General features: G+C 64.3%; 22 protein-coding genes. 7 read left to right on the top strand and 15 right to left on the bottom strand.

The window, feature by feature from the left end:
* Positions 1-441: 441 nt before the first annotated feature.
* From msrQ to ACCC94_RS15545, 6 genes are all read right to left on the bottom strand, one after another.
* Positions 442-1050: a protein-methionine-sulfoxide reductase heme-binding subunit MsrQ gene (gene msrQ / locus ACCC94_RS15570; protein ID WP_413350391.1), complete on the bottom strand. Its 609-nt coding sequence runs from the start codon at positions 1048-1050 to the stop codon at positions 442-444.
* Positions 1050-2060, bottom strand: a complete 1011-nt coding sequence (msrP, locus tag ACCC94_RS15565; protein WP_413350390.1) for a protein-methionine-sulfoxide reductase catalytic subunit MsrP — start codon at positions 2058-2060, stop codon at positions 1050-1052. The genes msrQ and msrP overlap by 1 nt, the downstream gene beginning before the upstream one ends.
* Before the next feature lie 57 nt (positions 2061-2117).
* Complete coding sequence (gene pssA / locus ACCC94_RS15560) at positions 2118-2942, bottom strand: CDP-diacylglycerol--serine O-phosphatidyltransferase (RefSeq protein WP_017516328.1); 825 nt, start codon at positions 2940-2942, stop codon at positions 2118-2120.
* A gap of 149 nt (positions 2943-3091) precedes the next feature.
* Complete coding sequence (gene ilvC / locus ACCC94_RS15555; RefSeq protein ID WP_017516327.1) at positions 3092-4108, bottom strand: ketol-acid reductoisomerase; 1017 nt, start codon at positions 4106-4108, stop codon at positions 3092-3094.
* Positions 4109-4152: 44 nt separating this feature from the next.
* On the bottom strand, positions 4153-4644 hold the full coding sequence (ilvN, locus tag ACCC94_RS15550) for an acetolactate synthase small subunit (protein ID WP_017516326.1): 492 nt from the start codon (positions 4642-4644) through the stop codon (positions 4153-4155).
* 2 nt (positions 4645-4646) lie between these two features.
* Positions 4647-6377 carry an acetolactate synthase 3 large subunit gene (locus ACCC94_RS15545; RefSeq protein WP_413350389.1) on the bottom strand — a complete coding sequence of 577 codons (1731 nt, stop codon included), beginning with the start codon at positions 6375-6377 and terminating at the stop codon, positions 4647-4649.
* A 403-nt stretch (positions 6378-6780) separates the two neighbouring features.
* Between ACCC94_RS15545 and ACCC94_RS15540 the strand changes: the two genes are divergently transcribed.
* On the top strand, positions 6781-7233 hold the full coding sequence (locus tag ACCC94_RS15540) for a DUF4124 domain-containing protein (RefSeq protein ID WP_413350387.1): 453 nt from the start codon (positions 6781-6783) through the stop codon (positions 7231-7233).
* Positions 7234-7240: 7 nt separating this feature from the next.
* Here the strand turns inward: ACCC94_RS15540 and ACCC94_RS15535 are convergent, their stop codons facing one another.
* From ACCC94_RS15535 to mrcB, 3 genes are read right to left on the bottom strand one after another with little or no spacing between them, the layout of a single operon-like run.
* The gene (locus ACCC94_RS15535) at positions 7241-7570 is read right to left on the bottom strand and encodes a YqcC family protein (RefSeq protein ID WP_413350386.1); all 330 of its coding nucleotides are present in this window, start codon (positions 7568-7570) and stop codon (positions 7241-7243) included.
* Entirely contained in the window at positions 7570-8397 is an 828-nt protein-coding gene (locus ACCC94_RS15530; protein WP_413350385.1) for a tetratricopeptide repeat protein, read from the bottom strand. The genes ACCC94_RS15535 and ACCC94_RS15530 overlap by 1 nt, the downstream gene beginning before the upstream one ends.
* Positions 8398-8413: 16 nt before the next feature.
* Positions 8414-10738, bottom strand: coding sequence for a penicillin-binding protein 1B (gene mrcB / locus ACCC94_RS15525; protein ID WP_413350384.1), 2325 nt, complete (start codon positions 10736-10738; stop codon positions 8414-8416).
* A 216-nt stretch (positions 10739-10954) separates the two neighbouring features.
* On the opposite strand from mrcB, the gene ACCC94_RS15520 reads away from it, so the two are divergent.
* The 3 genes from ACCC94_RS15520 (at position 10955) to ACCC94_RS15510 (ending at position 13921) form a co-directional block, all read left to right on the top strand.
* Positions 10955-12517: an AAA family ATPase gene (locus ACCC94_RS15520; RefSeq protein WP_413350383.1), complete on the top strand. Its 1563-nt coding sequence runs from the start codon at positions 10955-10957 to the stop codon at positions 12515-12517.
* A 226-nt stretch (positions 12518-12743) separates the two neighbouring features.
* The gene (locus tag ACCC94_RS15515) at positions 12744-13016 is read left to right on the top strand and encodes a TfoX/Sxy family protein (RefSeq protein ID WP_045216847.1); all 273 of its coding nucleotides are present in this window, start codon (positions 12744-12746) and stop codon (positions 13014-13016) included.
* A gap of 104 nt (positions 13017-13120) precedes the next feature.
* A complete protein-coding gene (locus ACCC94_RS15510; protein WP_413350382.1) occupies positions 13121-13921 on the top strand; it encodes a cyclic nucleotide-binding domain-containing protein in 801 nt (266 codons plus the stop codon).
* A gap of 526 nt (positions 13922-14447) precedes the next feature.
* Here the strand turns inward: ACCC94_RS15510 and ACCC94_RS15505 are convergent.
* The 4 genes from ACCC94_RS15505 to ACCC94_RS15490 are packed head-to-tail and all read right to left on the bottom strand — an operon-like array spanning position 14448 to position 18048.
* On the bottom strand, positions 14448-15344 hold the full coding sequence (locus ACCC94_RS15505; protein ID WP_413350380.1) for a ChaN family lipoprotein: 897 nt from the start codon (positions 15342-15344) through the stop codon (positions 14448-14450).
* A 12-nt stretch (positions 15345-15356) separates the two neighbouring features.
* Positions 15357-16124 carry a heme ABC transporter ATP-binding protein gene (locus ACCC94_RS15500; protein WP_413350379.1) on the bottom strand — a complete coding sequence of 256 codons (768 nt, stop codon included), beginning with the start codon at positions 16122-16124 and terminating at the stop codon, positions 15357-15359.
* A complete protein-coding gene (locus tag ACCC94_RS15495; protein WP_413350392.1) occupies positions 16124-17107 on the bottom strand; it encodes a FecCD family ABC transporter permease in 984 nt (327 codons plus the stop codon). The genes ACCC94_RS15500 and ACCC94_RS15495 overlap by 1 nt, the downstream gene beginning before the upstream one ends.
* A gap of 50 nt (positions 17108-17157) precedes the next feature.
* On the bottom strand, positions 17158-18048 hold the full coding sequence (locus tag ACCC94_RS15490) for a heme/hemin ABC transporter substrate-binding protein (protein ID WP_413350378.1): 891 nt from the start codon (positions 18046-18048) through the stop codon (positions 17158-17160).
* Positions 18049-18306: 258 nt separating this feature from the next.
* Between ACCC94_RS15490 and ACCC94_RS15485 the strand changes: the two genes are divergently transcribed.
* Positions 18307-18642, top strand: coding sequence for a Rieske (2Fe-2S) protein (locus ACCC94_RS15485; RefSeq protein ID WP_413350377.1), 336 nt, complete (start codon positions 18307-18309; stop codon positions 18640-18642).
* A gap of 101 nt (positions 18643-18743) precedes the next feature.
* Here ACCC94_RS15485 and sfsA read toward each other — a convergent pair whose 3' ends face one another.
* Together sfsA and ACCC94_RS15475 are read right to left on the bottom strand one after the other, a co-directional pair.
* The gene (gene sfsA / locus ACCC94_RS15480; protein WP_413350376.1) at positions 18744-19451 is read right to left on the bottom strand and encodes a DNA/RNA nuclease SfsA; all 708 of its coding nucleotides are present in this window, start codon (positions 19449-19451) and stop codon (positions 18744-18746) included.
* Complete coding sequence (locus tag ACCC94_RS15475; RefSeq protein ID WP_413350375.1) at positions 19451-20623, bottom strand: pyridoxal phosphate-dependent aminotransferase; 1173 nt, start codon at positions 20621-20623, stop codon at positions 19451-19453. Before ACCC94_RS15475 ends, sfsA begins: the two co-directional genes overlap by 1 nt.
* A gap of 334 nt (positions 20624-20957) precedes the next feature.
* Here ACCC94_RS15475 and dksA point away from each other — a divergent pair, with 334 nt between their 5' ends.
* Together dksA and gluQRS are read left to right on the top strand one after the other, a co-directional pair.
* Entirely contained in the window at positions 20958-21401 is a 444-nt protein-coding gene (gene dksA, locus ACCC94_RS15470; RefSeq protein ID WP_015478905.1) for an RNA polymerase-binding protein DksA, read from the top strand.
* 84 nt (positions 21402-21485) lie between these two features.
* Positions 21486-22373 (top strand): tRNA glutamyl-Q(34) synthetase GluQRS, encoded by an 888-nt coding sequence (gluQRS, locus tag ACCC94_RS15465; RefSeq protein WP_413350374.1) that lies wholly within the window; start codon positions 21486-21488, stop codon positions 22371-22373.
* Positions 22374-22512 lie beyond the last annotated feature (139 nt).

Raw genomic sequence — 22512 nt, 5'->3', positions numbered from 1 at the left:
CTGATAATCAGTCGATCATCAGTCTTACATCACAAGCACCCACACGAATTGCTTGATTCAACTTGTTAAAGAGCGTTTGGCTGAGGCTTTCGTCTCAACCGAGGCGCGCATTCTACGCTAACCTCTCTTTCCGTCAAGCTTTATTTTCGAAAATTTCTTTTCTACTCAATCGCTTGTGCTTCAGCGAAGGAAACCTTCTCATCAGCGGGAGGCGCATTCTACAGCGATCAAACTCGCTGTCAACCACCTCGGCGATCTTCTTTTCAGCTCGCTACCGGAGCAGCGAATGAGAGCGGCAAGTGAATCACCTGCCCGACCACCACCCTCAACTAGAACCTCTGTAAGTACTTGATTTTCAAGTTCTTTCAGCGCTTCGTCGCTGGGAGTGGTGCGCATTATAGGGAGTTTAAATCGGCCGTCAACGACTAATTTAAACTTTCTTCAATTAGCTGCCAGACGGCCACGCAGCTTAGGCAGATGTCGGGCCACCGGCGGCACCCGCAGCAGCATCAGGACCAAGCCTATGGCTGCATAGATCGCCCAGCGCTCCAGATCGGACCGCACGACCCACAGCATATGCAGCAATCCCAGACCGAGGATGACATATATCAGGCGATGCAGTTTCTTCCAGTTGGTCCCCAGCTTGCGCATGCTGTAGCGGTTGGAGGTGATCGCCAGGGAGAGCAAGCCGAGGAAGGCAAGGAAACCGACGATGATGTATGGACGCTTGCGCAGTTCGACACCCAGCTGCGCCCAATCCAGCCCCAGGATGAAGACGGCATAGGCACTCAGGTGCAGCACTATATAGGTGAAGCACCATAAACCCAGCTGGCGACGGACCTGCACCCAGCCTCCCCATCGCGTGATCTTCTGCAGGGGAGTCATGGACAGGGTAATGAGTAGCAGGACCAGACCGCCCTGCCCCAACCGGTCGACCAATGCCTTGCCCGGGTCCGGACCGAGATCGAAGATCCAGGCCTGGTACAGCCAGCAGAGCGGCGGCAGCAGCGCAGCCAGGAATACCCCTGCCCGCCAGAACGGATAGCGCATCAGTAATCCTTCCTCAGATCCATGCCCGCATAGAGCGAAGCGACTTCATCGGCGTAGCCGTTGAACATGAGGGTAGGACGAACATTGGGACTGAATAGTCCACTGGGCAGGCGACGCTCGCGCGCCTGAGTCCAGCGAGGGTGGTCCACCGTCGGATTGACGTTGGCATAGAAGCCATATTCATCCGAGGCCAGACTCTGCCAGGTGGTCTTCGGCTGTTCTTCGACAAAACTGATTCGCACGATGGACTTGGCGCCCTTGAAGCCGTACTTCCACGGCACAACCAGACGAAGCGGCGCGCCGTTCTGGTTCGCCAGTACCCGGCCATACATGCCGACAGCCAATATCGCCAACGGATGCATTGCCTCGTCCATGCGCAACCCTTCCACATAAGGCCAGTCGATCAGGGCGAAGTTGGACTGCACTCCCGGCATGTCCTTGCGATCCACCAGGGTTTCGAAGCGCACGTACTTGGCCTTGCTGGTCGGCTCCACCCGCTTGATCAGCTCGGAGATCGGAAAGCCGATCCACGGGATGACCATCGACCAGGCTTCGACACAGCGTAAACGGTAGATGCGCTCTTCCAACTGGTAGGGCTTGATGAAGTCTTCGAGCGCGTACTTGCCTGGCTTGCCCACTTCCCCGTCGATCACCACAGACCATGGCTCGGTTTTCAGGGCACCCGCATTGGCAGCGGGATCCCCCTTATCCGGGCCGAACTCATAGAAGTTGTTGTAGGTGGTCGCATCTTTGAAGGGCGTAATGGCTTCGCCTTTTACCGTCACGGCATCCCAGCGGGTTGCGGATAACTTCTCCGTCAGCCACGAAGGAGCAGCCGCCTCAGCCACGTCGGCATAGCGACCACCTTCGGCAAAGCTCAACCGCGGCAATCCGGACAACGCGGCAGCCGCCATCGCACCACCGAGAAAACGGCGACGGGAGAGATAAAGGGATTCGGGCGTGACTTCCGATTCGTGGCAATCGGAAAGGCGGGACGACTTGATCAGCATGACGGGCTCCGCAACGACTGGCTGTATGCGCCAGTAGACTGCGGAGCCCGCTGGAAATTACACGGCAGGCGGCTGCTTGCGACGGCGCAATTGCAACAAGTATTGCACCGGGCCGGAGGTGGCGTATGCAAGGAACAGCAGGAGCAGGATGCGCGGCGGGTCGGTGAAGACCACGGCGAATGCCAGCACCACCACCAGGATCGCCATGAACGGCACGCGGCCGCGCAGGTCGAGATCCTTGAAGCTGTAGTACTTGATGTTGCTGACCATCAGCATGCCGGCGGCAGCGACCATCAGGGCAACCAGCAAGGAAACCTTGGCGCCCTGCACGTCGAAGTCGGCGAACGCCCACACCGTACCGGCCACCAGTGCGGCCGCAGCCGGGCTGGCCAGACCGATGAAGTAGCGCTTGTCGGCCTTGCCCACCTGGGTATTGAAGCGGGCCAGGCGCAGCGCGGCACCGGCCACATAGATGAAGGCGACCATCCAGCCGACCTTGCCCAGGCTGCTCAGCGCCCACTCGAAAGCGACCAGCGCCGGAGCGACACCGAAGGCAACCATGTCGGACAGCGAGTCGTACTCGGCGCCGAAGGCACTCTGGGTGTTGGTCAGGCGAGCCACGCGACCGTCGAGGCCGTCGAGGACCATGGCGACGAAGATGGCGATGGCGGCGTTGGAGAAATCGCCGTTCATGGCATTGATGATGGCGTAGAGGCCGGTGAACAGCGCCGCGGTGGTGAACAGGTTGGGCAGCAGGTAGATGCCGCGATGACGAACCTTGCGACCTTCGGCGTCATGACCCTCTTCGATGTGCTCATCGATGGGCAGCAGACTTTCTTCGGTGTCGGAAGCCTTGTTGGGCTCCTCGTGACCTTCACTCATGGACGATTCCTTGAGAACTCGTTGAGGCTGAGATTCGTCGGGGCACGCTACTGCGCAGACTCACCCGACGCCCCCGCTTTATACCAGATCACCGCCCCTAAACGAAAAAACGCGGCAGGCGCCGCGTTTCCTCGTTTGTCGAAAGGACCTTAGTTCTTGGTCTTGTCGACGATCTTGTTGGCAGCGATCCACGGCATCATGGCGCGCAGTTGCTCGCCGATGACTTCGATGCCGTGAGCGGCGTTGTTGCGGCGCTTGGCGGTCATCGACGGGTAGTTGGTGGCGCCTTCGGAGATGAACATCTTGGCGTATTCGCCGTCCTGGATGCGCTTCAGAGCGTTGCGCATGGCCTGACGGGATTCGGCGTTGATGACTTCCGGGCCGGTCACGTATTCGCCGTATTCGGCGTTGTTGGAGATCGAGTAGTTCATGTTGGCGATGCCGCCTTCGTACATGAGGTCAACGATCAGCTTCAGTTCGTGCAGGCACTCGAAGTAGGCCATTTCCGGAGCGTAACCGGCTTCGACCAGGGTTTCGAAACCGGCTTTCACCAGCTCGACGCAACCACCGCACAGAACGGCCTGCTCGCCGAACAGGTCGGTTTCGGTCTCGTCCTTGAAGGTGGTTTCGATGATGCCGGTACGGCCGCCGCCAACGCCGCAGGCGTAGGACAGGGCGACGTTCTTGGCATTGCCCGAAGCGTCCTGGTAGATGGCGATCAGGTCAGGGATGCCGCCGCCCTTGACGAACTCGGAGCGAACGGTGTGGCCCGGGGCCTTCGGCGCGATCATGATCACGTCGAGGTCAGCGCGCGGTACGACCTGGTTGTAGTGGATGGAGAAGCCGTGGGCGAAGGCCAGGGTCGCGCCCTTCTTCAGGTTCGGCTCGATCTCGTCCTTGTACAGGCGGCCCTGGAATTCGTCCGGGGTCAGGATCATGACCAGGTCGGCAGCGGCAACGGCTTCGGCCACTTCGGCGACTTTCAGACCGTGGTTCTGGGCCTTGGCAACCGAGGAAGAACCCGCACGCAGGCCGACGGTGACGTCGACGCCGGAGTCTTTCAGGTTGCAGGCGTGGGCGTGGCCTTGGGATCCGTAACCGATGATGGCAACTTTCTTGCCCTGAACGATGGAGAGGTCACAGTCTTTATCGTAGAAAACGCGCATTTGGGTAATCCCCTGTCAGTTGGCCTCGTGGGCCGTATTTCAAATCAGATGCTGAGAGTCTTGTCGCCACGGGCAATGCCGGTGACGCCGCTGCGGACAACTTCGAGGATCGACGCGGTGCCGATGGCCTGGATGAAGCTGTCCAGCTTGTCGCTGGTACCGGCCAGCTGCACGGTGTAGACGCTGCTGGTGACGTCGACGATCTGCCCGCGGAAGATGTCGGTGGTGCGCTTGACCTCGGCGCGCTGGGCGCCGGTGGCCTTCACTTTCACCAGCATCAGCTCGCGCTCGATGTGCGCGCTCTCCGAGAGATTCACCAGTTTTACCACCTCGATGAGCTTGTTGAGGTTCTTGGTGATCTGCTCGATGACCTCATCCTGACCGGCGGTGGTCAGGGTCAGGCGCGACAGCGTCGGATCCTCGGTCGGGGCGACGGTCAGGCTTTCGATGTTGTAGTTGCGCTGGGAGAACAGGCCGACCACGCGGGAGAGCGCGCCGGGTTCGTTTTCCAGCAGCAGGGAAATGATGTGTCGCATGATCAGGTACGCTCCGTCTTGCTCAGCCACATGTCGCGCATCGCACCACCGCGGATCTGCATCGGGTAGACGTGCTCGCTGGTATCGACCTGGATATCGAGGAAGACCAGGCGATTCTTCATCGCGAAGGCTTCTTCCATCATCGGTTTCAGGTCCTTCAGGTCGGTGATGCGCATGCCGACGTGGCCGTACGCCTCAGCCAGCTTGACGAAGTCCGGCAGCGATTCCATGTAGGAGTGCGAGTAACGGCTGTTGTACTGCATGTCCTGCCATTGGCGGACCATGCCCAGCGCACCGTTGTTCAGGTTGACGATCTTCACCGGCAGGTCGTACTGCAGGCAGGTGGACAGTTCCTGGATGTTCATCTGGATGCTGCCTTCACCGGTCACGCAGGCGACGTCGGCTTCGGGGAAGTTCAGCTTCACGCCCATCGCAGCGGGGAAGCCGAAGCCCATGGTGCCCAGGCCGCCGGAGTTGATCCAGCGGTTGGGCTTGTTGAAGCGGTAGTACTGCGCCGCGAACATCTGGTGCTGGCCCACGTCGGAAGCGACATAGGCATCGCCGTGGGTGACTTCGCAGAGGGTCTCGATCACGGTCTGCGGCTTGATGATGCTGCCGTCGCCCATGTTGTACGGGAACAGGCCGCGGGTGCCGCGCCATTCCTCGATCTGCTTCCACCAGGCAGCCTGGGCTTCCTTGTTCGGGGTTTCGCCGATTTCCTTGAGGATCGCGACCATTTCGGTCAGGACGCTGTCCACCGGGCCGACGATCGGAATGTCGGCCTTCACGGTCTTGGAGATCGAGGCCGGGTCGATGTCGACATGGATGATCTTGGCGTTCGGGCAGAACTTGGCCGCCGTCTCGCCATTGATCACGCGGTCGTCGAAGCGCGCGCCGACGGCGAAGATCACGTCAGCGTGGTGCATGGCGAGGTTCGCGGTGTAGCTGCCGTGCATGCCGAGCATGCCGACGAACTGGCGATCGGTACCCGGATAGCCACCCAGCCCCATCAGGGTATTGGTGACCGGCACATTGAGCATGCGCGCCACTTCGGTCAGCGGCTCGGCGGCATTGCCCATGATCACGCCGCCACCGGCGTAGATGATCGGGCGCTTGGCGGCGAGCATCATCTCGGCAGCCTTGCGGATCTGGCCGGAGTGGCCACGGACCGCCGGGCTGTAGGAGCGCAGCTTGACCTTCTTCGGGTAGTTGTATTCGAACTTCTGGGTCGGATCGCCCATGTCCTTCGGAATATCGATCACCACCGGGCCGGGACGGCCGGACTGGGCGATATAGAAGGCCTTCTTGATGACCTCGGGGATCTCCGACGGGTGCTTGATGATGAAGCTGTGCTTCACGATCGGACGCGAGATACCGACCATGTCGGTTTCCTGGAACGCGTCGGTGCCGACCATGTTGCTCGCGACCTGGCCGGAGATCACCACCATCGGGATGGAGTCCATGTAGGCGGTAGCGATGCCGGTGACGGCGTTGGTCGCGCCGGGACCGGAGGTCACCAGCACCACGCCCGGCTTGCCGGTGGCGCGCGCATAGCCGTCGGCCATGTGGGTGGCAGCCTGCTCGTGGCGAACCAGGATGTGGGTGACTTCGTTCTCTTTGAAGAGAGCGTCGTAGATATGCAGGAGGGCACCGCCCGGGTACCCGTAGATGTACTTAACGCCTTCGTCACGCAGGGAGCGGACGACCATTTCAGCGCCGGATAAAAGTTCCACGTTGTCACCTCTAGAACGCTATATACGGAAACCCCCAACGTGGGGGACCGACTTGGATGGCTGCCCGGCAGACATGGGCGAATGTAATCGCCGGCTACGTCGACTGCCGATAGAGCAGAACCTGGAGACACTCCTGTTTGTGTTACGGAGAGCCTCCACCCAGCGCGAGGTAACGCGAAACAGGGTGAAACTTTGCGGCGCGGGTAGCACCTCTTGTCTGCCGAGTAAAACCAGCTTGCGGCCGGCCCACTGCAGCGAACCTTGGATTCTTCTGAAACGAGGCGGGCAAGTCAAGCCATATATGGCTTTGAATGACGCCGGGATGTGAACTTTCTCAGAGTGAATAAGCGCACGTTTTGGTTATAGTTACCGGCAGACTCCGCACCCCAAGGACCGACAACGCATGCGACGGACGATTTTCATGGGCAGCCTGCTGCTCGCACTGGCCCCGACCGTGATGGCCGCGCAGGTCTACAAATGGGTCGACGCCCAGGGCATCACCCATTTCGGCGCACAACCGCCAGAAGGCGCCGATGCCGCCACGGTGAACACCAACTCCGCCCCGCCAAAGGCCAGCAGCAATTTCCCGCCGCCCGCCGCCACCAGGCCGACGCTCCCGCCCAGCGAGGATGAAAAGCAGAAGGCCGCCGACGAGAAGGTCCGCCAGGAAGTGGCGCAGCAGGAAGCCGAGCGCCTCAAGCAATGCGACAAGCTGCGTAACGACGTGGCTCAGCTGAAGAACAACCCGCGCGTCCGCGTGGACGACGGCAACGGCGATCTGCGCCGGATCACCGAAGAAGAGCGCCAGGGGCGCATCGCGGCCAGCGAGAAGAGCATCCGCGAGAACTGCAACTGACGCCCGTTCAGGGCGTCGGACTGATCAGCTGATCGAAGGCGCCGAGCGCATCCAGCAGCGCTGCAACGTGCGCGCCTTCGTTGGCGTAGGCCATTTCGGCGATAGCGCGAATGCCCGAAGCAGTGGGCAGGTCTGCGTCGCTCTCGATGATCAGCTTCATCCGCGGCAGGAAGATCCACTGCAGCCACTCCTCCAGCGCCAGCGTGTCCACGCAGAAGGGCTCGACGCTGGAAAGCCTGTCCGTCGACGGGCTTTCGCTTCCCCACTTTCCGATCGCACGCAGCTCCCGCTCGATCAGCAGCAACTGATCGGCGATGGCGAGCACGCGCCCGTCCATCAGAGGGTCACCTTGGCTTTCTGGCGCGCCTCGGCGGCGCCGGCAGCGTTGCCCTGCTGGTCACGGCACTTGGCGATCAGGTCCCACAGGCTGGCCTGCATGGTCGGACGACCATTGGCCAGCGACAGACCGCGCAGCGCCACCTGTTCGGCTTGTGCGGCATCGCCCTGGGCCAGTCGAACCTGGGCCAGCTTGTACAGTACCTGCGGCTCGCGCGGAGCGATGCGCTGGGCACGCTCCAGGCTGGCAGCAGCGCCGTTCAGATCACCACCGCCCTGCTGCTGCGACGCGGAGGTCAGCAGCGCCAGCACCGGACCATCCAATTGCTCGTCCGCCGCCAGGCCGGAGTTGCTCGACGGAATCCCGGACGGTCCCTGGTAGGAACTGCCCTGGCTCGACGGTGCGGCCGGCTGGGTCTGGTAGGCCGGCTGCTGGTAGGTCTGCGACTGGAATCCACCGTTGGAGGTAATGCCGCCGCTGGTGGAAATCGGCTGCTGCGAAGAATAGGGCGAGCCGGTGGCACCCGGCGCCGTGGTCATCGGCGAGGTACTGATCGGCGCCGCGCCGGTCTGTGCGGGGAACGTCTGGATCGGCGCCATGCCGGCATCCTGCGGGACCATCACGGTCACGCCGGAATCACCCTGCGGGATGCTCTGGCCGGCGCCGGCACGTACCGGCGCCTGGGCGTTGCCACCACTGCGGCCGACACGCTCCGAGTTGGAGACCGAGGTACCGGAGTCCTGCACGGGAATCGCACCGTGCTGCGGGGACGCACAACCGGACAGAAGCGCCAGAGTCGCCGACGCTGCAAACCAAGCTTTTCTCACTTCCAATCCTCTTGCATCAGTTCAGCCAGCCGCGCACCCAGTCCATGACTTCGCCGGCCGGCGTCTGGTTTCCGCAACCCGCGCCAGGCGCAGGCTCGCTTCCACGAATATAAGGCATCTGCACCGCGCCCGGGCAGTTGGCGTCAGTGCCCTGCCCGGTATGCGGATCGACCCAGGCCTGCACGACATTGTCCGGCATCGGCATGTCCAGCGGCGCGGGGTCGGCCTTGCGCATGAAACTGGTCCAGATCTGCAGCGCGCCGGTAGCGCCGGTCAGCGGCGTCTTGCCGTTGTCGTCGCGACCGATCCATACCACCGCCAGCAGGTCCTGGCCGAAACCGGAGAACCAGCTGTCGCGCGAATCGTTGGTGGTACCGGTCTTGCCCGCCAGGGTCAGGGACGCCGGCAGCTGGTTGTAGACCGAGCGCCCGGTACCTTCGCGCATCACGCGCTGCATGGCGCTCTGCAGCAGGTAGATGGCGCCCGGATCGAAGCGCTGCTGGACCTGGAACGGATAACGCTTGAGCGGCTGCCCGTCGGCTGCAAGCACGCTGCGGATACTGCGCAGCGGCGTATTGAAACCACCGCTGGCGATGGTCTGGTACATGGTCGCCACCTGCATCGGGCTCAGCGCACCGGCGCCCAGCAGCATCGATGGATAGGCCGGCCAGTTCGGCGACACGCCCAGGCGCTCCAGCGTCTTCAGGACGTTCGGCACTCCAAGGTCGAGGCCCAGCCTCGCGGTGGACAGGTTCAGCGAACGGGCCAACCCCTGGTAGAGGAAGATGGTGCCGTTGGCGGTGCCTTCATAGTTCTTCGGCGTCCAGACCTGACCATCCTTGCCCTTCACCTGGAACGGCTGGTCCTGGATGTAACTGGTCAGGGTGTACTGGCTCGGCCTTTCAAGGGCGGTCAGGTAGACCGCCGGCTTGACCAGCGAGCCGATCGGCCGCACCGCATCGACGGCGCGGTTGAAGCCGGCGAAGCGCGGGTCGCGGCTGCCGAGCAGCGCCTGGATCTCACCGGTTTCCGGATTGGTCACGACCATCGCGGTCTCGGTTTCGGCGACGCCCTTGCGGCCTTCGAGGCGCTTGAAGGTTTCGCTGACGGCGGACTCGGCCTTCATCTGCAGGATGGGGTCGAAGCTGGTGAAGATGCGCAGGCCTTCCTCGGTCAGGTCCTCATCGCGGTAATCCTCGCGCAGCTGGCGTTTCACCAGGTCCAGGAAGGCCGGATAGGAACTGTTGGCCATGCTGCCCTGGCGAGTCACACCCAGCGGCGTCTGCTTGGCGGCAGCGGCCTCGTCGGCGGTGATCACGCCCTGCTCGGCGAGCACGTCGAGGACCACGTTGCGGCGTTCCAGCGCGCGCTCCGGGTTGCGCCGCGGGTTGTAGTAGGAAGGCCCCTTCACCATGCCGACCAGCAAAGCCACCTGCGGCAGCTTCAGCTCCGACAGCGGCTGACTGAAGAAATACTGGCTGGCGAGGCCGAAGCCGTTCACCGAGCGCTGGCCGTCCTGGCCGAGGAACACTTCGTTGAGGTAGCCCTCGAGGATTTCGCGCTTGTCGTAATGCAGCTCCAGCAGCACCGCCATCATGGCTTCGGTGAGCTTGCGCGACAGGCTGCGTTCGTTGGTCAGGAAGAAGTTCTTCACCAACTGCTGGGTCAGCGTACTGCCGCCCTGGCGCAGTTGCCCGGCGCTGGCGTTGACCCACACGGCACGGGCGATGGACTTGATCGAAACGCCGTGGTGGGTCCAGAAGTCGCGGTCTTCCACGGCGACCAGGGTATCGATCAGGTAAGGCGGCACCTGGTCGAGCTTGATCAGGATGCGGTCTTCGTTGTGCGCCGGGTACAGGCCGCCGATCAGCAGCGGTTCCATGCGGGCGACAGCCAGGTCCCCACCGTTGGCGCGGCTCAGGCCGGCAACATAATTGCCCGAGAAGCGCACGCGAATGCGCTGCGCAGGTTCGGCGCCTTCATAGAACTGGAAGCCGCGGGTATTGAGGTCGACCGCATTGCCGGCCACCGACACGGCGCCGGGCCCGGCTACCGTGGCTTCGCGGCGATAGCCCAGGGCGTCCAGCTCGCGCAGAAAGTCGTCCTTGCCCAGTTTCAGGCCGACGAACAGCTCCAGCGGCCGGGCGTAGACCTTGGCGGGAATGGTCCAGCGCTTGCCGGAGAATTTCTCCTGGACAATCGCATCGAGGTACACGGCAAAACCGGCCAGCACCACCACGCCAACCAGGCCGAGCTTGAGTGCCCAGCCCAGCCACTTGCGCATGGCAGGCGACGATTTGCCGCTTTTTTTACGGGATTTGGAAGATCGGGGACGCGTCATGGCGGCGCATTATACGTACTTTATCCACAGGAGACAGACGCCGCTCCAGCGGGCGTCCGGGCTTGGTGCGAACTGCCGCGCATCTCGCGAACCGGGCAGTGGCCGAGCTATGACCCCGACATGGCCATTTGGTTGCCGGTCGGCCGCAGAGTTTGCACCGGCCGACCCAGCCGCCATAATGCCTGCCTTCAGAAAATCGACCGGAAAGGACATCACGTGAGCCAGACCTTACTCGCAGCCCTGCAGAACCCCGCCCTCTTCCCCCATCCGGTCGAAGGCTTCCGGGTCATCGAAACCCATATTTCCTGGGTGCTGCTCACTGGCTCCTACGTCTACAAGATCAAGAAGCCGGTGAACTTCGGCTTCCTCGACTTCACCGACCTCGCCCAGCGCAAGCACTTCTGCGAGGAAGAACTGCGCCTCAACCAGCGCCTGACCGATGGCCTGTACCTCGACGTGATCGCCATCACCGGCAGCGAGTCCGCGCCGCAACTGGGCGGTGAAGGCCCGGCCATCGAGTACATGATCCAGTGCCGCGAATTCCCGCAGAGCCAACTGCTCAGCGAAGTGCAAGCCCGTGGCGAGCTCGGCGCCGAGCACGTCGACGGCCTGGCCAGGCAGATCGCCGACTTCCACCTGCGCACCCCGGTCGTCCCCACCGAGCACCCGCTGGGCACCCCGGAAGCCTGCATGGCGCCGGTGCGGCAGAACTTCGAGCAGATCCGCCCGATGCTCTCGGACAAGGCCGACCTGCTGCAGCTCGACGCCCTGGAAGCCTGGGCCGAGTCCAGCTACGAGCGCCTGCATGGTGTGTTCGAGCAGCGCAAGGCGAACGGTTTCATCCGCGAGTGCCACGGCGACATCCACCTGGGTAACGCCGCCATCATCGACGGCAAGGTCGTGCTGTTCGACTGCATCGAGTTCAACGAGCCGTTCCGCTTCACCGACGTCACCGCCGACTACGCCTTCCTCGCGATGGACCTGGAAGACCGCGGCCTGAAGTGCCTGTCGCGGCGCTTCGTCAGCCAGTATCTGGAATACACCGGCGACTACCAGTCCCTCGCCCTGCTGAACTTCTACAAGGCCTACCGCGCGCTGGTACGCGCCAAGATCGCGCTGTTCAGCCTGGCGCACCAGGCCGACGCCGTGCAGAAAGCCGCGACCCTGCGCCAGTACCGCAACTACGCCAACCTCGCGGAAAGCTACAGCGCCATTCCGTCGCGCTTCCTGGCCGTGACCCTGGGCGTTTCGGCGGTGGGCAAGAGCCAGGTCGCTTTGCGCCTGGTGGAGGCGCTGGGCGCCATCCGCCTGCGCTCGGATGTGGAGCGCAAGCGCCAGTTCGGCGAGCAGAAGGCCGAGCAGCAAGGCCAGCTCAAGGGCGGCATTTACGACGCCAACGCCACCAGCGCGACCTACCAGCGGCTGAATGAACTGGCGGTGGACATCCTGCGCGCCGGTTACCCCGTCGTTCTGGACGCCACCTTCCTCAAGCGCGAGCAGCGCGCTGCCGCTTGGGAAATCGCCGAGGAAACCGGCGTCCCCTTCCTGATCCTCGACTGCCAGGCGCCCGAAGCAGTGATCGCAGGCTGGCTGGCCCAGCGCCAGAGCGAAGGCAGCGACCCGTCCGACGCCACCCTGGAAGTCATCCAGGCGCAACTGGCCAGTCGCGAAGAGCTCAGCGCCGAGGAACAGCAACACAGCAAGCGCGTGGACACTCCCGACGCCGCGAGTCTCGACGCCCTGGTCGCCAGCATCCGCCAGCGCCTGCCCGGCCTCTGATCATGCCTGTCGGCCGGAGTCGCACCGCGCGGCGATTTCCGGCCGCTGGCCAAGCCGCAGGAGCAGCCATCGACCGCGACAACGCCGTGCCCCGCATTCTCGGCGATGTCACAAAGCCACGTTTTCCCCAGTCACCGCTACACTTCTCCTGAGTGTCCGGCCGCTACGAGCAGTTCTCGGCCCCTTCCAGACCTGACACCCATCGTGCCCATCGCAAGGACCGACGATGAACGACGAACTGCTGCACCTGAAGAACCTCGGCAAGACCTCCGCCCAATGGCTGCACGCCGTGGGTATCCACAGCGCCAGCGACCTGCGTCGCCTGGGGGCGGTCGGCGCTTACCGGGCCGTGCGCGCGCGCGGCTTCCGCGCGTCGAAAGTACTGTTGTACGCCATCGAAGGCGCCCTGCTGGACGTGCACTGGAATGACCTGCCGCCGGCGCACAAGGCTGCTCTTCTTGGCGAGCTTGAGACTTTTCCCGCCCGCAACAAGAGCTAGCTCACAAGCTCTGTGGGAAAATGTTTACGCAAGGTGCCTGTCCGCTTAAGGTCTCAGGGCCCTTCGTGCGCCCTCGACCGACGCCATATCAAGGAATTACGGCCATGTACCTACTCGGTGAACAACCCGCCTACGCCGATCGACTGATCAATCGGCTGCAGGGCATTCCGGCGCAGTTGCTCGCCGGCCTGGAACCCGCTGGCGAGGCGATCCGCCTGGAGCGCTCCGACGACCTGGAAGGCGAACTGCCCGGCAAGCACCTGTTCCTCATCGAGAACGGCCTGGTCCATGCGCTGGTGGATGAGCGTCCACTGTTCTACCTGCAGGAAGGCGACCTCGTCGGCCTGCGCCAGGGCATCGAGCTGCCGCCGTGCCGCTACGTCAGCGAAGAGCCGCTGTGCCTGATCCCCTATTCGCGCAGCGAAGTGTTCCGCCATATCCATAACCACGAACAGCGCCAGGAACAGTTCCTGCACTACCTGATCGGCCACACCGCCCTGCTGTCCGATGCCCTGGCCCATCTCAAGCAACCGGAGATTCGCCCGGCCACCGGCTTCCAGCACTTCGCCGCCGGCGCCCAGTTGATCCAGCAGGGTGACGACGCCGAGCACGTGTTCATCATCATCGAGGGCCACGCCGAAGCCTTCGTCGACGGGCAGAAGGTCGGCGACGTGCAGAAGGACGAAATCTTCGGCGCCATGGCCGTGTTCACCCGCGAGAAGCGCAGCGCTTCGGTGATCGCCAGCGAGCCGTGCACGGTGATGGTGATCCCGAAGGACCAGTTCCTCAGCCTGATGCAGAGCAACCCGCGCATTGCCCATAGCCTCATCGAAGGCATGGCGCGGCGCATCGACCTGCTGAACAAGGAAGTCACCCAGTTGCGCCTGCAACGCCAGGCGGACTGACCCGCACTCCTGAGAAAGCCCGGCCCAGCGCCGGGCTTTTTCGTTTGCGCAGGAGAGGTTTCGCGATTCAGAAAAAATCCGAAGAAAAGAAGTTGACTCTCAAATGATAATGATTATTATTGAGTCATCTGGTCGCGAGGCCAGATCGATAACCTCAAGAGACCACGCAGTCGGACTCTTCAGATTATCTCCTCATCAGGCTAATCACGGTTTCGACCCGGCACTTTGCCGGGTCTTTTTTTTGCCTCGATTTTTTCCTTCGCGCAGCGCTGTCACGTCCACCGGAAAAACTTCGGATCGATCGGAGAAAAGGTATTGACTCCCAAATGATAATGGTTATTATTACAACAACTGGCTGCGAGGCCAGTTGGATAAGCTCGAGAGACCACGCAGTCGGACTCTTCAGATTATCTCCTCATCAGGCTAATCACGGTTTGGACCCGGCACTTTGCCGGGTCTTTTTTTGCCTGCGCTTTCCAGGGCGGGCTTCCTTCAAATGCTAACGAAAAAGGGCCTTTCGGCCCCTTCACTGCTTGCCGCGCATCTGCGCGCAGTAATCCGTTGGTGGCTGCGCCGGTGTGTACCAGACAAAGTCCGCCTGAGACGGCTCCACCATCCTGCCCACCTCCGCCAGCATCACTACCTTCAGCCCTTGAGCGGCGTCCAGGTCCTGCAGATGCAGAGGCACACCGAGGTCGCGGCGCGCATGGAAGCCTCCGGCGATCAGCAGGGAGGGTTCTGGCGCCGCCTTCAAGCGCTCGGCCAGGCGCCGGTCGCGCTGCTGCTGCACCGCCAGCATCGCCGGTAGCTGAGTCTCCGGCAGCAGGCCGCAGTGGGAGTCGCGGATGTCCTGCAGCAAGGCATCGCGCACCGGCGCCGCCGTGGACGCCACGCCCTGCAACTCGGGCTTGCTGCGGTAGATAGCCATGATCTCGCTGCGATCCAGGTTGGCCGCCAACAGCGGCGCCGGCTGTTTCACCAGCCAGGTCAGCAGCGGGCCGTATTGAGACCAGTCCCAGCCCGGTTGCCAGCGCAGCGCACCGATCAGGTCGCTCGGCGTATCGCCCTTTGCCGCGGACGCCTGGACAGCCGCCACGTCGCCCTGCTGATCGGGATTGAGCATTTCCAGCAACACGCTGCCGCTGGTGCGGCGCTCGGCCAACGCGCGCGCCAGCCAGAGTTCGAGCGCATGGTGATCGGGATTGTCGTGCTGCTCGCCGACTATCAGCCGGGGCGCGGCAGCCAGGCGGTCGAGCAGTTGTGCCGGCGAAAGCTGCTCGCCACTGCGCAGGTCGCGGATCACGCCGAGTTCGGCACTGTCGCGGCCTTCCGGGCTCTGCCAGACCGGCAGCGGCGGGGCCGCCACCTGAGCCTGGCAGGCAGCGAGCAGCGCCAGCAGCGGGACGAACAGGACCTTGTGCATTGGCGACTCCTTTCAGCGCGCGATGATCAGCGGATGGCCGCGTTCCGGGTGCTCCTGCACCAGCACATCGAGGCCGAAGACGGTGCGCAGCGGCTCGGCCTGCAGCACTTCGTGCGGCGTGCCGAGCAGGTGCGTGTGCGCCTCGTGCAGGAGCAACAGGCGATCACAGTAGCGCGCCGCGAGGTTCAGGTCGTGGAGGATCACCAGCACCGCCGCGCCGCGCCCGGCGAAATCGCGTACGGCCTGCAAGGTGGTGTGCTGGTGCAGCGGATCGAGGGCCGAGGTCGGCTCATCCAGCAGCAGCACCTGCTGCTCCCCTCCCGGCCAGAGTTGCGCCAGCACACGGGCCAGATGAACGCGCTGGCGCTCGCCGCCGGACAGTGCGAGGTAGCTGCGCCCGGCCAGGTGAGTGGCATCGGAGGCGGCCATGGCTTCGCGGACGATTTCCTCGTCGCGCCGGCGGCCACTGTCGTGGGGCAACCGGCCAAAGCCGACCACTGCCTCGACGGGGAAAGCGAAGTGCAGCGAGGACGATTGCGGCAGCACCGCCAGCCGGCGGGCGCGCTCTGTCCCCGGCCAGGATTCCAGCGGACGACCATCGAGGCTCACCGATCCACCCGCCAGCGGCAGCTCTCCGTTCATGGCCCCGAGCAGCGTGCTCTTGCCCGCGCCATTGGGGCCGAGAACGCCGAGCACTTCGCCCGGCTGCAGCGTCACGCTCAACTCCTGCAGGACGGTCTGGGCGCCGCGCTTCACCAGCAGCTTGTCTGCGCACAGCATCAGGAGCGCCCCCGGATCAGCAGGTAAAGGAAGAACGGCGCGCCGATCAAGGCGGTGACGATGCCGATGGGCAGTTCCGCCGGCGCCAGCGCCAGCCGCGCGATCAGGTCAGCGAGCAGGAGCAGGATCGCGCCGCCGAACATCGACGCCGGCAGCAGCACCCGGTGATCCGGCCCGACGATCAGCCGGAGCAGATGCGGCACCACCAGGCCGATGAAGCCGATCATCCCGGCGGCCGCCACGGCCGCGCCGACGCCCAGCGCGGTGCAGAGGATCAGCTCGACTTTCAACCGCTCGACGTCGAAGCCCAGGTGGCGCGCTTCGGATTCGCCCAGCAGCAAGGCATTCAAGGCATTCACCCGGCGCGGCAGCCAGCAGGCCACCAGCAGGGTGATCAGCAGCAGCGGCCACAGCCGCGGGTAGCTCGCGCCATTGAGGCTGCCGAGGTTCCAGAACGTCAGGGTGCGCAGCGTGGCGTCATCCGCGAGGTAGGTGAAGAGGCCGATCAGCGCGCCCGCCAGCGCGGTCAGTGCGACGCCGGCGAGCAGCATGGTCGCCACGCTGGTCTGGCCGTTGTGCCGCCCCAGCCGGTAGACCAGCGCCGTCACCAGCAGGCCGCCAGCAAAGGCGCACGCGGACAGCAGATAAGGAGCGAAGGCCTCGGGCAATCCACCGATGGACGCACCGAAGACAATGGCGATAGCCGCACCCAGCGCGGCGCCGCTGGAAACACCGATCAGGCCGGGATCGGCCAGCGGGTTGCGGAACAGCCCCTGCATCGCCACGCCAGCCAGCGCCAGCACGCCGCCGGTAGCGATACCCAGCAAGGTCCGCGGCAGGCGGATCTGCCCGACGATCAGTTCGGCCTGGCCGAGGCCATCGGCGGACACCGGCAATCCCCCCAGCCGCGCCAGCGCACGCAGGGTATCGCCCAGCGGCAGGCCCACCGGCCCGAGAGCCAGTGAAAGCCAGACGACCAGCAGCAGGAGGAAACCAAGGAGCAGGAACAGCGGTCGAGCGGTAACGATCCGGGTCAAGGACGACTTTCCGTGTTCAGGGCCTGCGCGGAAGGATAAAAGGCCCGCGAGAGGCTAGCCAGCCCATCCGGGATGCGCGGACCCAGTCCACCCACCAGCAGGGTCGGGTCGAGCACCAGCACGCGACCATCGCGCAGCGCGCGGGTCGAGGCGAGGCCCGGGTTCTGCCGGGTCAGTGCGGCGCGGGCCTTGTCGCCGTCCAGGGCGCGATCACTGAGCACCACCACCTGTGGGTTCAGCGCGGCAAGGGCTTCGGTCGACAGGGTCTTGTAACCGCTGTGGGCCGCCAGGTTACGGCCACCGGCATGCTGGATCAGCCAGTCGCCGGAAGTGTCCTGCCCCGCCACCAGCAGGTTGCCGCCAGCATTCCCGACCAGCAGAACGACGCCGGGCGCAGCTTGTGCGGCCTGGGCATTCCGCACCCACGCGCCCTGGGCGGCGAGGCGTGCGTCGAAGTCGGCCTCGGCCTGCCTGGCCTTCTCCGGAGCACCGAGCAGTTCGCCCAGACGCTGAATGGTGTCGTGCACGGTTTTCTCGTCAGCCTTGGCCGACAGTGTCTCGATCCGCACGCCGGCGCCACGCAGTTGCTTCAGTACCGGCGGCGGGCCCATCTCCTCGCTGCCCAGCAGGATGTCCGGCTTCAGGGCGAGGATGCCTTCGGCGGTCAGTTGCCGCTGGTAGCCGATCTTCGGCAGCGCGTGCAGCGATGCGGGGTGCTGACTGGTGGTGTCGACGCCCACCAGCCTGCTTTCACCACCCAGGGCGACGACCCATTCGCTCAGCGATCCGCCGGCACTCACCCAACGTTGCGGTAGAGAGTCGGCCAGCGCGTTGGTGACAGTCAGGCAGAGTCCAGCGAACAGCGCGCGTGCTGTCAGGGTGGTCATCGCAGTCTTCCTCGCTCGAAGGGCCGCGGCGCAGCGGCATGGGCGAACCTTGCCACAGGAAAACCCCGAAATCTATTTGATAATTATTTGCACTAAATGTCGACAGCGCTTAAGGTCTGCGCCGTTTTCGCAGGCAAGGCGTCAGCTCCACTGCGAACGGCACGACTTCAGCACACGGAAGTGCGCCCTCTTCCGGTGTCGACGTCACCGCGCGGATAATGTCCGCCCTGTGATGCCGTCCCCGAATGGAAAAACCGCATGATCCTGCTCTGCGCCCCGCATGACCTGGCCGAAGGCCAGAGCCGGGGCTTCAAGGCCGCTGGCCTGAACCTCTTCGCCGTGCGCCGCCAGGGTCGCGTCTACGCCTACCGCAACAGTTGCCCGCACCGGCAGATCCCGCTGGGCTACGACGCCGAGCAATACCTCGATGCCAGTGGCCGCCTGTTGCAGTGCGGCCACCATGGTGCGCTGTTCCTGATCGAGACCGGTGAGTGCATCCAGGGACCGTGCCTGGGGGAAGTGCTGGAGGCGCTGCCCTGTCGCGAGGATGAACGGGGCATCTGGCTGGAAGTGCCGGTCGACGCTCCGGGCTGACAGGGATTTCGGACGGGTTCGCGAGCAAGCTCGCTCCTACGAAGAGCCCCGGCGTGTGCGTGTAGGAGCGAGCTCGCTCGCGAACAGCCCGACCTCCGGCGCTACAGCAAGACCTTCAGCGGCCGTTCCAGGCAAATCTCCTGCGTATCGATCCTTGCCCCATACGCCAGCACTTCCACCCCGGCGGTATGCGCCTCCGCCAAGGCTGAGTTGTAGGCGGGGTCGATCTCCATCGCCGGGCGCACCGCCTCGATGTCCGACAGGTTCACCGCATACACCAGTACTGCACGCATGCCCTCGCGCGCCAGCGCTGCCAGTTCGCGCAGATGCTTGGCGCCGCGCTGGGTAACAGCATCGGGGAAGGCGGCAACTGTGGTGTCGTCGAAGCCCAGGGTCACACTCTTCACCTCCACGTACACCGGCTTGCCGGCGTACATCAGGCGGAAGTCGGCGCGACTGTTCTCCTGGCCGTAGGCGACCTCGCGACGCAGTTCGTCGAAGCCGGCCAGCTCGGTCACGGTTCCGGCCAGCAATGCTTCTTCCACCAGCCGGTTGGCCCGTCCGGTGTTCACACAGGCCAGCCGGCCCTGTGGTGTCTCCACCAGCTCCCAGGTCCCCGGCAGCTTGCGCTTGGGGTCGTCGGAGCGGCTGAACCAGACCCGGCAGCCTTCGCTCATGCAGTTGAGCATCGAACCGGTGTTCGGGCAGTGGATGGTAAGCCGCTCGCCACTGGCGGTTTCGATGTCCGCCAGGAAGCGCTTGTAGCGTTTGATCAGGCGCGCCTCTTCCAGCGCCGGCTCGAAACGCATCAGGGGCGCCAGGTCTTCAGGCCGCGGGCGATGCGCTCCACCGCCTGCTGCAGACGCTCGACGCTCTGGGTGTAGGCAAAGCGCACGTGGTGCGAGGCCTGGTAACGCCCGAAGTCGATGCCCGGCGTGAAGGCCACGTGCTCGGTCTCGATGAAGTGCTGGCAGAAGGCGAAGGCGTCACCGCCGAAGGCGCTGATATCCGCGTACAGATAAAAGGCACCCTCCGGCTCCACGGCAATGCCGAAGCCCAGCTCGCGCAGCGCCGGCAGCAGGTAGTCGCGGCGGCGGCGGAACTCTTCGCGGCGTTCTTCGAGGATCGCCAGGGTCGCCGGCTCGAAGCAGGCCAGCGCTGCGTGCTGGGCCATGCTCGGCGCGCTGATGTAGAGGTTCTGCGCCAGCTTCTCCAGCTCGCCCACCGCGTCCGGCGGCGCCACCAGCCAGCCCAGGCGCCAGCCGGTCATGCCGAAATATTTGGAGAAACTGTTGAGGACGAACGCATCGTCATCCACTTCCAGCACGCTGGGCGCGTCCAGACCGTAGGTCAGGCCGTGGTAGATCTCGTCCACCACCAGATGGCCGCCGCGGGCCTTGAGGGTGGACGACAGCGCGGCCAGTTCATCCTTGTGCAACAGCGTGCCCGTAGGATTCGCCGGCGATGCGGCCAGAGCGCCTACACTGTCCTGATCCCAGTGCCGTTCGATGAGTTCCGGGGTGAGCTGGTAACGGCTCTCCGGGCCCACCGGCACCAGTTGCGCGGCGCCTTCCACCAGGCGCAGGAAGTGGCGGTTGCATGGGTAGCCCGGATCGGCCAGCAGCCAATGCTTGCCCGGATCCACCAGCAGGCTGCTGGCGAGCAGCAGGGCGCCGGAGCCGCCGGGCGTGACGAGAATGCGTTGCGGGTCGATCGACAGGCCGTAGCGCTGGGCGTAGAAGCCGGCGATGGCTTCGCGCAGCGCCGGCAGGCCACGTGCGGCGGTATAGCGCGTGTGACCATTTGCCAGGGCCTTCTGCCCCGCCTCGACGATGGGCGCGGCGGTGGTGAAGTCCGGTTCGCCGATCTCCAGGTGGATGACGTCGTGGCCCGCGGCCTGCAGCTCGTTGGCCCGCGCCAGCAGCGCCATGACGTGGAAGGGTTCGATGGCGCGGCTACGCGCACTGAAGGTGGTGGCCATGGAATATTCCGAACTTTGCGACAGAGCCGGGATTCTAACAGGCCACTGATGAATTCCGGGCAGCCGCACCTGCAATGCGCAGCTTCCCGGAACTTGCAGGCTTCGTCTGGCGAACGCCGACGATTCTGCTCAGGTTTGCAGAAAAACCCACTGGCGATGACCGGTGGGTCGCCGACCTGGCGATCAGGTCATGTGCGGGTACTGGCAGGCTCGATAACCGGGAGTAGCATCGCGGTTATCGTTCTGGTAAGTTCGCCCGCTGCGAGCGCGGGGCCGGCGGTGCCGGAGAGGGACCATCCGCGAGAGGATTAGCGAGAGTGAGAGGCGGTCATCCATGCCCACCAAAGCAAAGCAACAGAGCAGCCAACTGATTCGTGGCTTCGAGCCCTACCAGGAAACCAAGGGCGAGGAGTACATGAGTGATCGCATGCGCGCGCACTTCACCTCCATCCTCAACAAATGGAAAGTTGAGCTGATGGAAGAAGTGGACCGCACCGTGCACCACATGCAGGACGAAGCGGCGAACTTCCCGGACCCGGCCGACCGTGCCAGCCAGGAAGAAGAGTTCAGCCTCGAGCTGCGCGCCCGTGATCGCGAGCGCAAGCTGATCAAGAAGATCGACGAGACCCTGCAGCTGATCGAAGACAACGACTACGGCTGGTGCGATTCCTGCGGCGTCGAAATCGGCATCCGCCGTCTGGAAGCCCGCCCCACTGCCACCCTTTGCATCGACTGCAAGACCCTGGCGGAAATCAAGGAAAAGCAGCTGGGCTCCTGAGCCTGGTTGAACCCGAACGGGGCGCTGCGGCGCCCCGTTTCGTTTCTGCGCCCGTCCCTACTCAATAGAAAGCCAGGAGACGCCATGCCCGCCTCCCCCTACGTCGGACGCTTCGCCCCTACGCCCAGCGGCTATCTGCACTTCGGTTCGCTGGTGGCGGCCGTTGCGTCCTACCTGGATGCGCGCGCGGTGGGCGGAAAGTGGCTGGTGCGCATGGAAGACCTCGACCCGCCGCGGGAAATGCCCGGCGCGCAGCAAGCCATCCTGGAAACCCTCGAACGCTACGGCTTCGAATGGGACGGCGCGGTGGAGCGCCAGAGCGAGCGTCACCCCGCCTACGCCGCGCAGGTCGAGCAGTGGCTGCGTAGTGGGCTGGCCTACGCCTGCACCTGTTCGCGCAAGCAGCTCGAAGGCAGCAACGGTATCTACCCCGGCACCTGCCGCGACGCCCAGCACGACTGGCACGGCGACGTGGCCATCCGCATCCGCGTGCCGGAGCTGGACTACCGCTTCACCGATCGACTGCAAGGCGAGTTCCGCCAGCACCTGGGCCGCGAAGTCGGCGACTTCATCATCCGCCGCCGCGACGGGCTGTTCGCCTATCAACTGGCGGTGGTGCTGGACGACGCCTGGCAGGGCGTCACCGATATCGTTCGCGGCGCCGACCTGCTGGACAACACCCCGCGCCAGCTCTACCTGCAGGAACTGCTGGGCATCGCCGCGCCGCGTTACCTGCACGTACCGCTGATCGTCCAGCCCGACGGTCACAAGCTGGGCAAGTCCTACCGCTCGCCGCCACTGGATGCCGATCAGGCCGCCCCGCTGCTGGTGCGCGCCCTGAAGGCACTGGGTCAGAAACCGCCTGCCGACCTGCAGCAATCCTCGCCGCGCGAGGTGCTCGCCTGGGGCATCCGGCACTGGGATGCCACTGCCATTCCCCATAGCCGGACGCTGGAAGACGCCCGGCTCTAGACTGATACCACGAGCCGTCGACCAGATGCCCGTTGACGTGCTTTTCGTAGGAGCGGGGGGGGGGGGGGGGGGGGGAAAAACACGCGGGGGGGGGGTTGGGGGAGGGGGGCGGCGAAACGACCCCCCCCCGCGCCGGGCG

The sequence above is a fragment of the Pseudomonas sp. Pseusp97 genome (assembly GCF_047304025.1).
GTDB lineage: Bacteria > Pseudomonadota > Gammaproteobacteria > Pseudomonadales > Pseudomonadaceae > Pseudomonas.
The sequence above is the reverse complement of the archived record's forward strand: the minus strand, read 5'-3'. Positions and strand labels throughout refer to the sequence as shown.

What these genes read in the sequence shown, in the direction of transcription:
- ACCC94_RS15540 (WP_413350387.1), top strand. Translation starts at nt 6,781, where the DNA reads ATGCGACGGACGATTTTCATGGGCAGCCTGCTGCTCGCACTGGCCCCG.
- ACCC94_RS15485 (WP_413350377.1), top strand. Translation starts at nt 18,307, where the DNA reads ATGATCCTGCTCTGCGCCCCGCATGACCTGGCCGAAGGCCAGAGCCGG.
- ACCC94_RS15505 (WP_413350380.1), bottom strand. Translation starts at nt 15,344, where the DNA reads ATGCACAAGGTCCTGTTCGTCCCGCTGCTGGCGCTGCTCGCTGCCTGC.
- ilvN (WP_017516326.1), bottom strand. Translation starts at nt 4,644, where the DNA reads ATGCGACACATCATTTCCCTGCTGCTGGAAAACGAACCCGGCGCGCTC.
- sfsA (WP_413350376.1), bottom strand. Translation starts at nt 19,451, where the DNA reads ATGCGTTTCGAGCCGGCGCTGGAAGAGGCGCGCCTGATCAAACGCTAC.
- msrQ (WP_413350391.1), bottom strand. Translation starts at nt 1,050, where the DNA reads ATGCGCTATCCGTTCTGGCGGGCAGGGGTATTCCTGGCTGCGCTGCTG.
- mrcB (WP_413350384.1), bottom strand. Translation starts at nt 10,738, where the DNA reads ATGACGCGTCCCCGATCTTCCAAATCCCGTAAAAAAAGCGGCAAATCG.
- dksA (WP_015478905.1), top strand. Translation starts at nt 20,958, where the DNA reads ATGCCCACCAAAGCAAAGCAACAGAGCAGCCAACTGATTCGTGGCTTC.
- ACCC94_RS15535 (WP_413350386.1), bottom strand. Translation starts at nt 7,570, where the DNA reads ATGGACGGGCGCGTGCTCGCCATCGCCGATCAGTTGCTGCTGATCGAG.
- msrP (WP_413350390.1), bottom strand. Translation starts at nt 2,060, where the DNA reads ATGCTGATCAAGTCGTCCCGCCTTTCCGATTGCCACGAATCGGAAGTC.
- ilvC (WP_017516327.1), bottom strand. Translation starts at nt 4,108, where the DNA reads ATGCGCGTTTTCTACGATAAAGACTGTGACCTCTCCATCGTTCAGGGC.
- ACCC94_RS15475 (WP_413350375.1), bottom strand. Translation starts at nt 20,623, where the DNA reads ATGGCCACCACCTTCAGTGCGCGTAGCCGCGCCATCGAACCCTTCCAC.
- ACCC94_RS15510 (WP_413350382.1), top strand. Translation starts at nt 13,121, where the DNA reads ATGTACCTACTCGGTGAACAACCCGCCTACGCCGATCGACTGATCAAT.
- pssA (WP_017516328.1), bottom strand. Translation starts at nt 2,942, where the DNA reads ATGAGTGAAGGTCACGAGGAGCCCAACAAGGCTTCCGACACCGAAGAA.
- ACCC94_RS15515 (WP_045216847.1), top strand. Translation starts at nt 12,744, where the DNA reads ATGAACGACGAACTGCTGCACCTGAAGAACCTCGGCAAGACCTCCGCC.
- gluQRS (WP_413350374.1), top strand. Translation starts at nt 21,486, where the DNA reads ATGCCCGCCTCCCCCTACGTCGGACGCTTCGCCCCTACGCCCAGCGGC.
- ACCC94_RS15490 (WP_413350378.1), bottom strand. Translation starts at nt 18,048, where the DNA reads ATGACCACCCTGACAGCACGCGCGCTGTTCGCTGGACTCTGCCTGACT.
- ACCC94_RS15500 (WP_413350379.1), bottom strand. Translation starts at nt 16,124, where the DNA reads ATGCTGTGCGCAGACAAGCTGCTGGTGAAGCGCGGCGCCCAGACCGTC.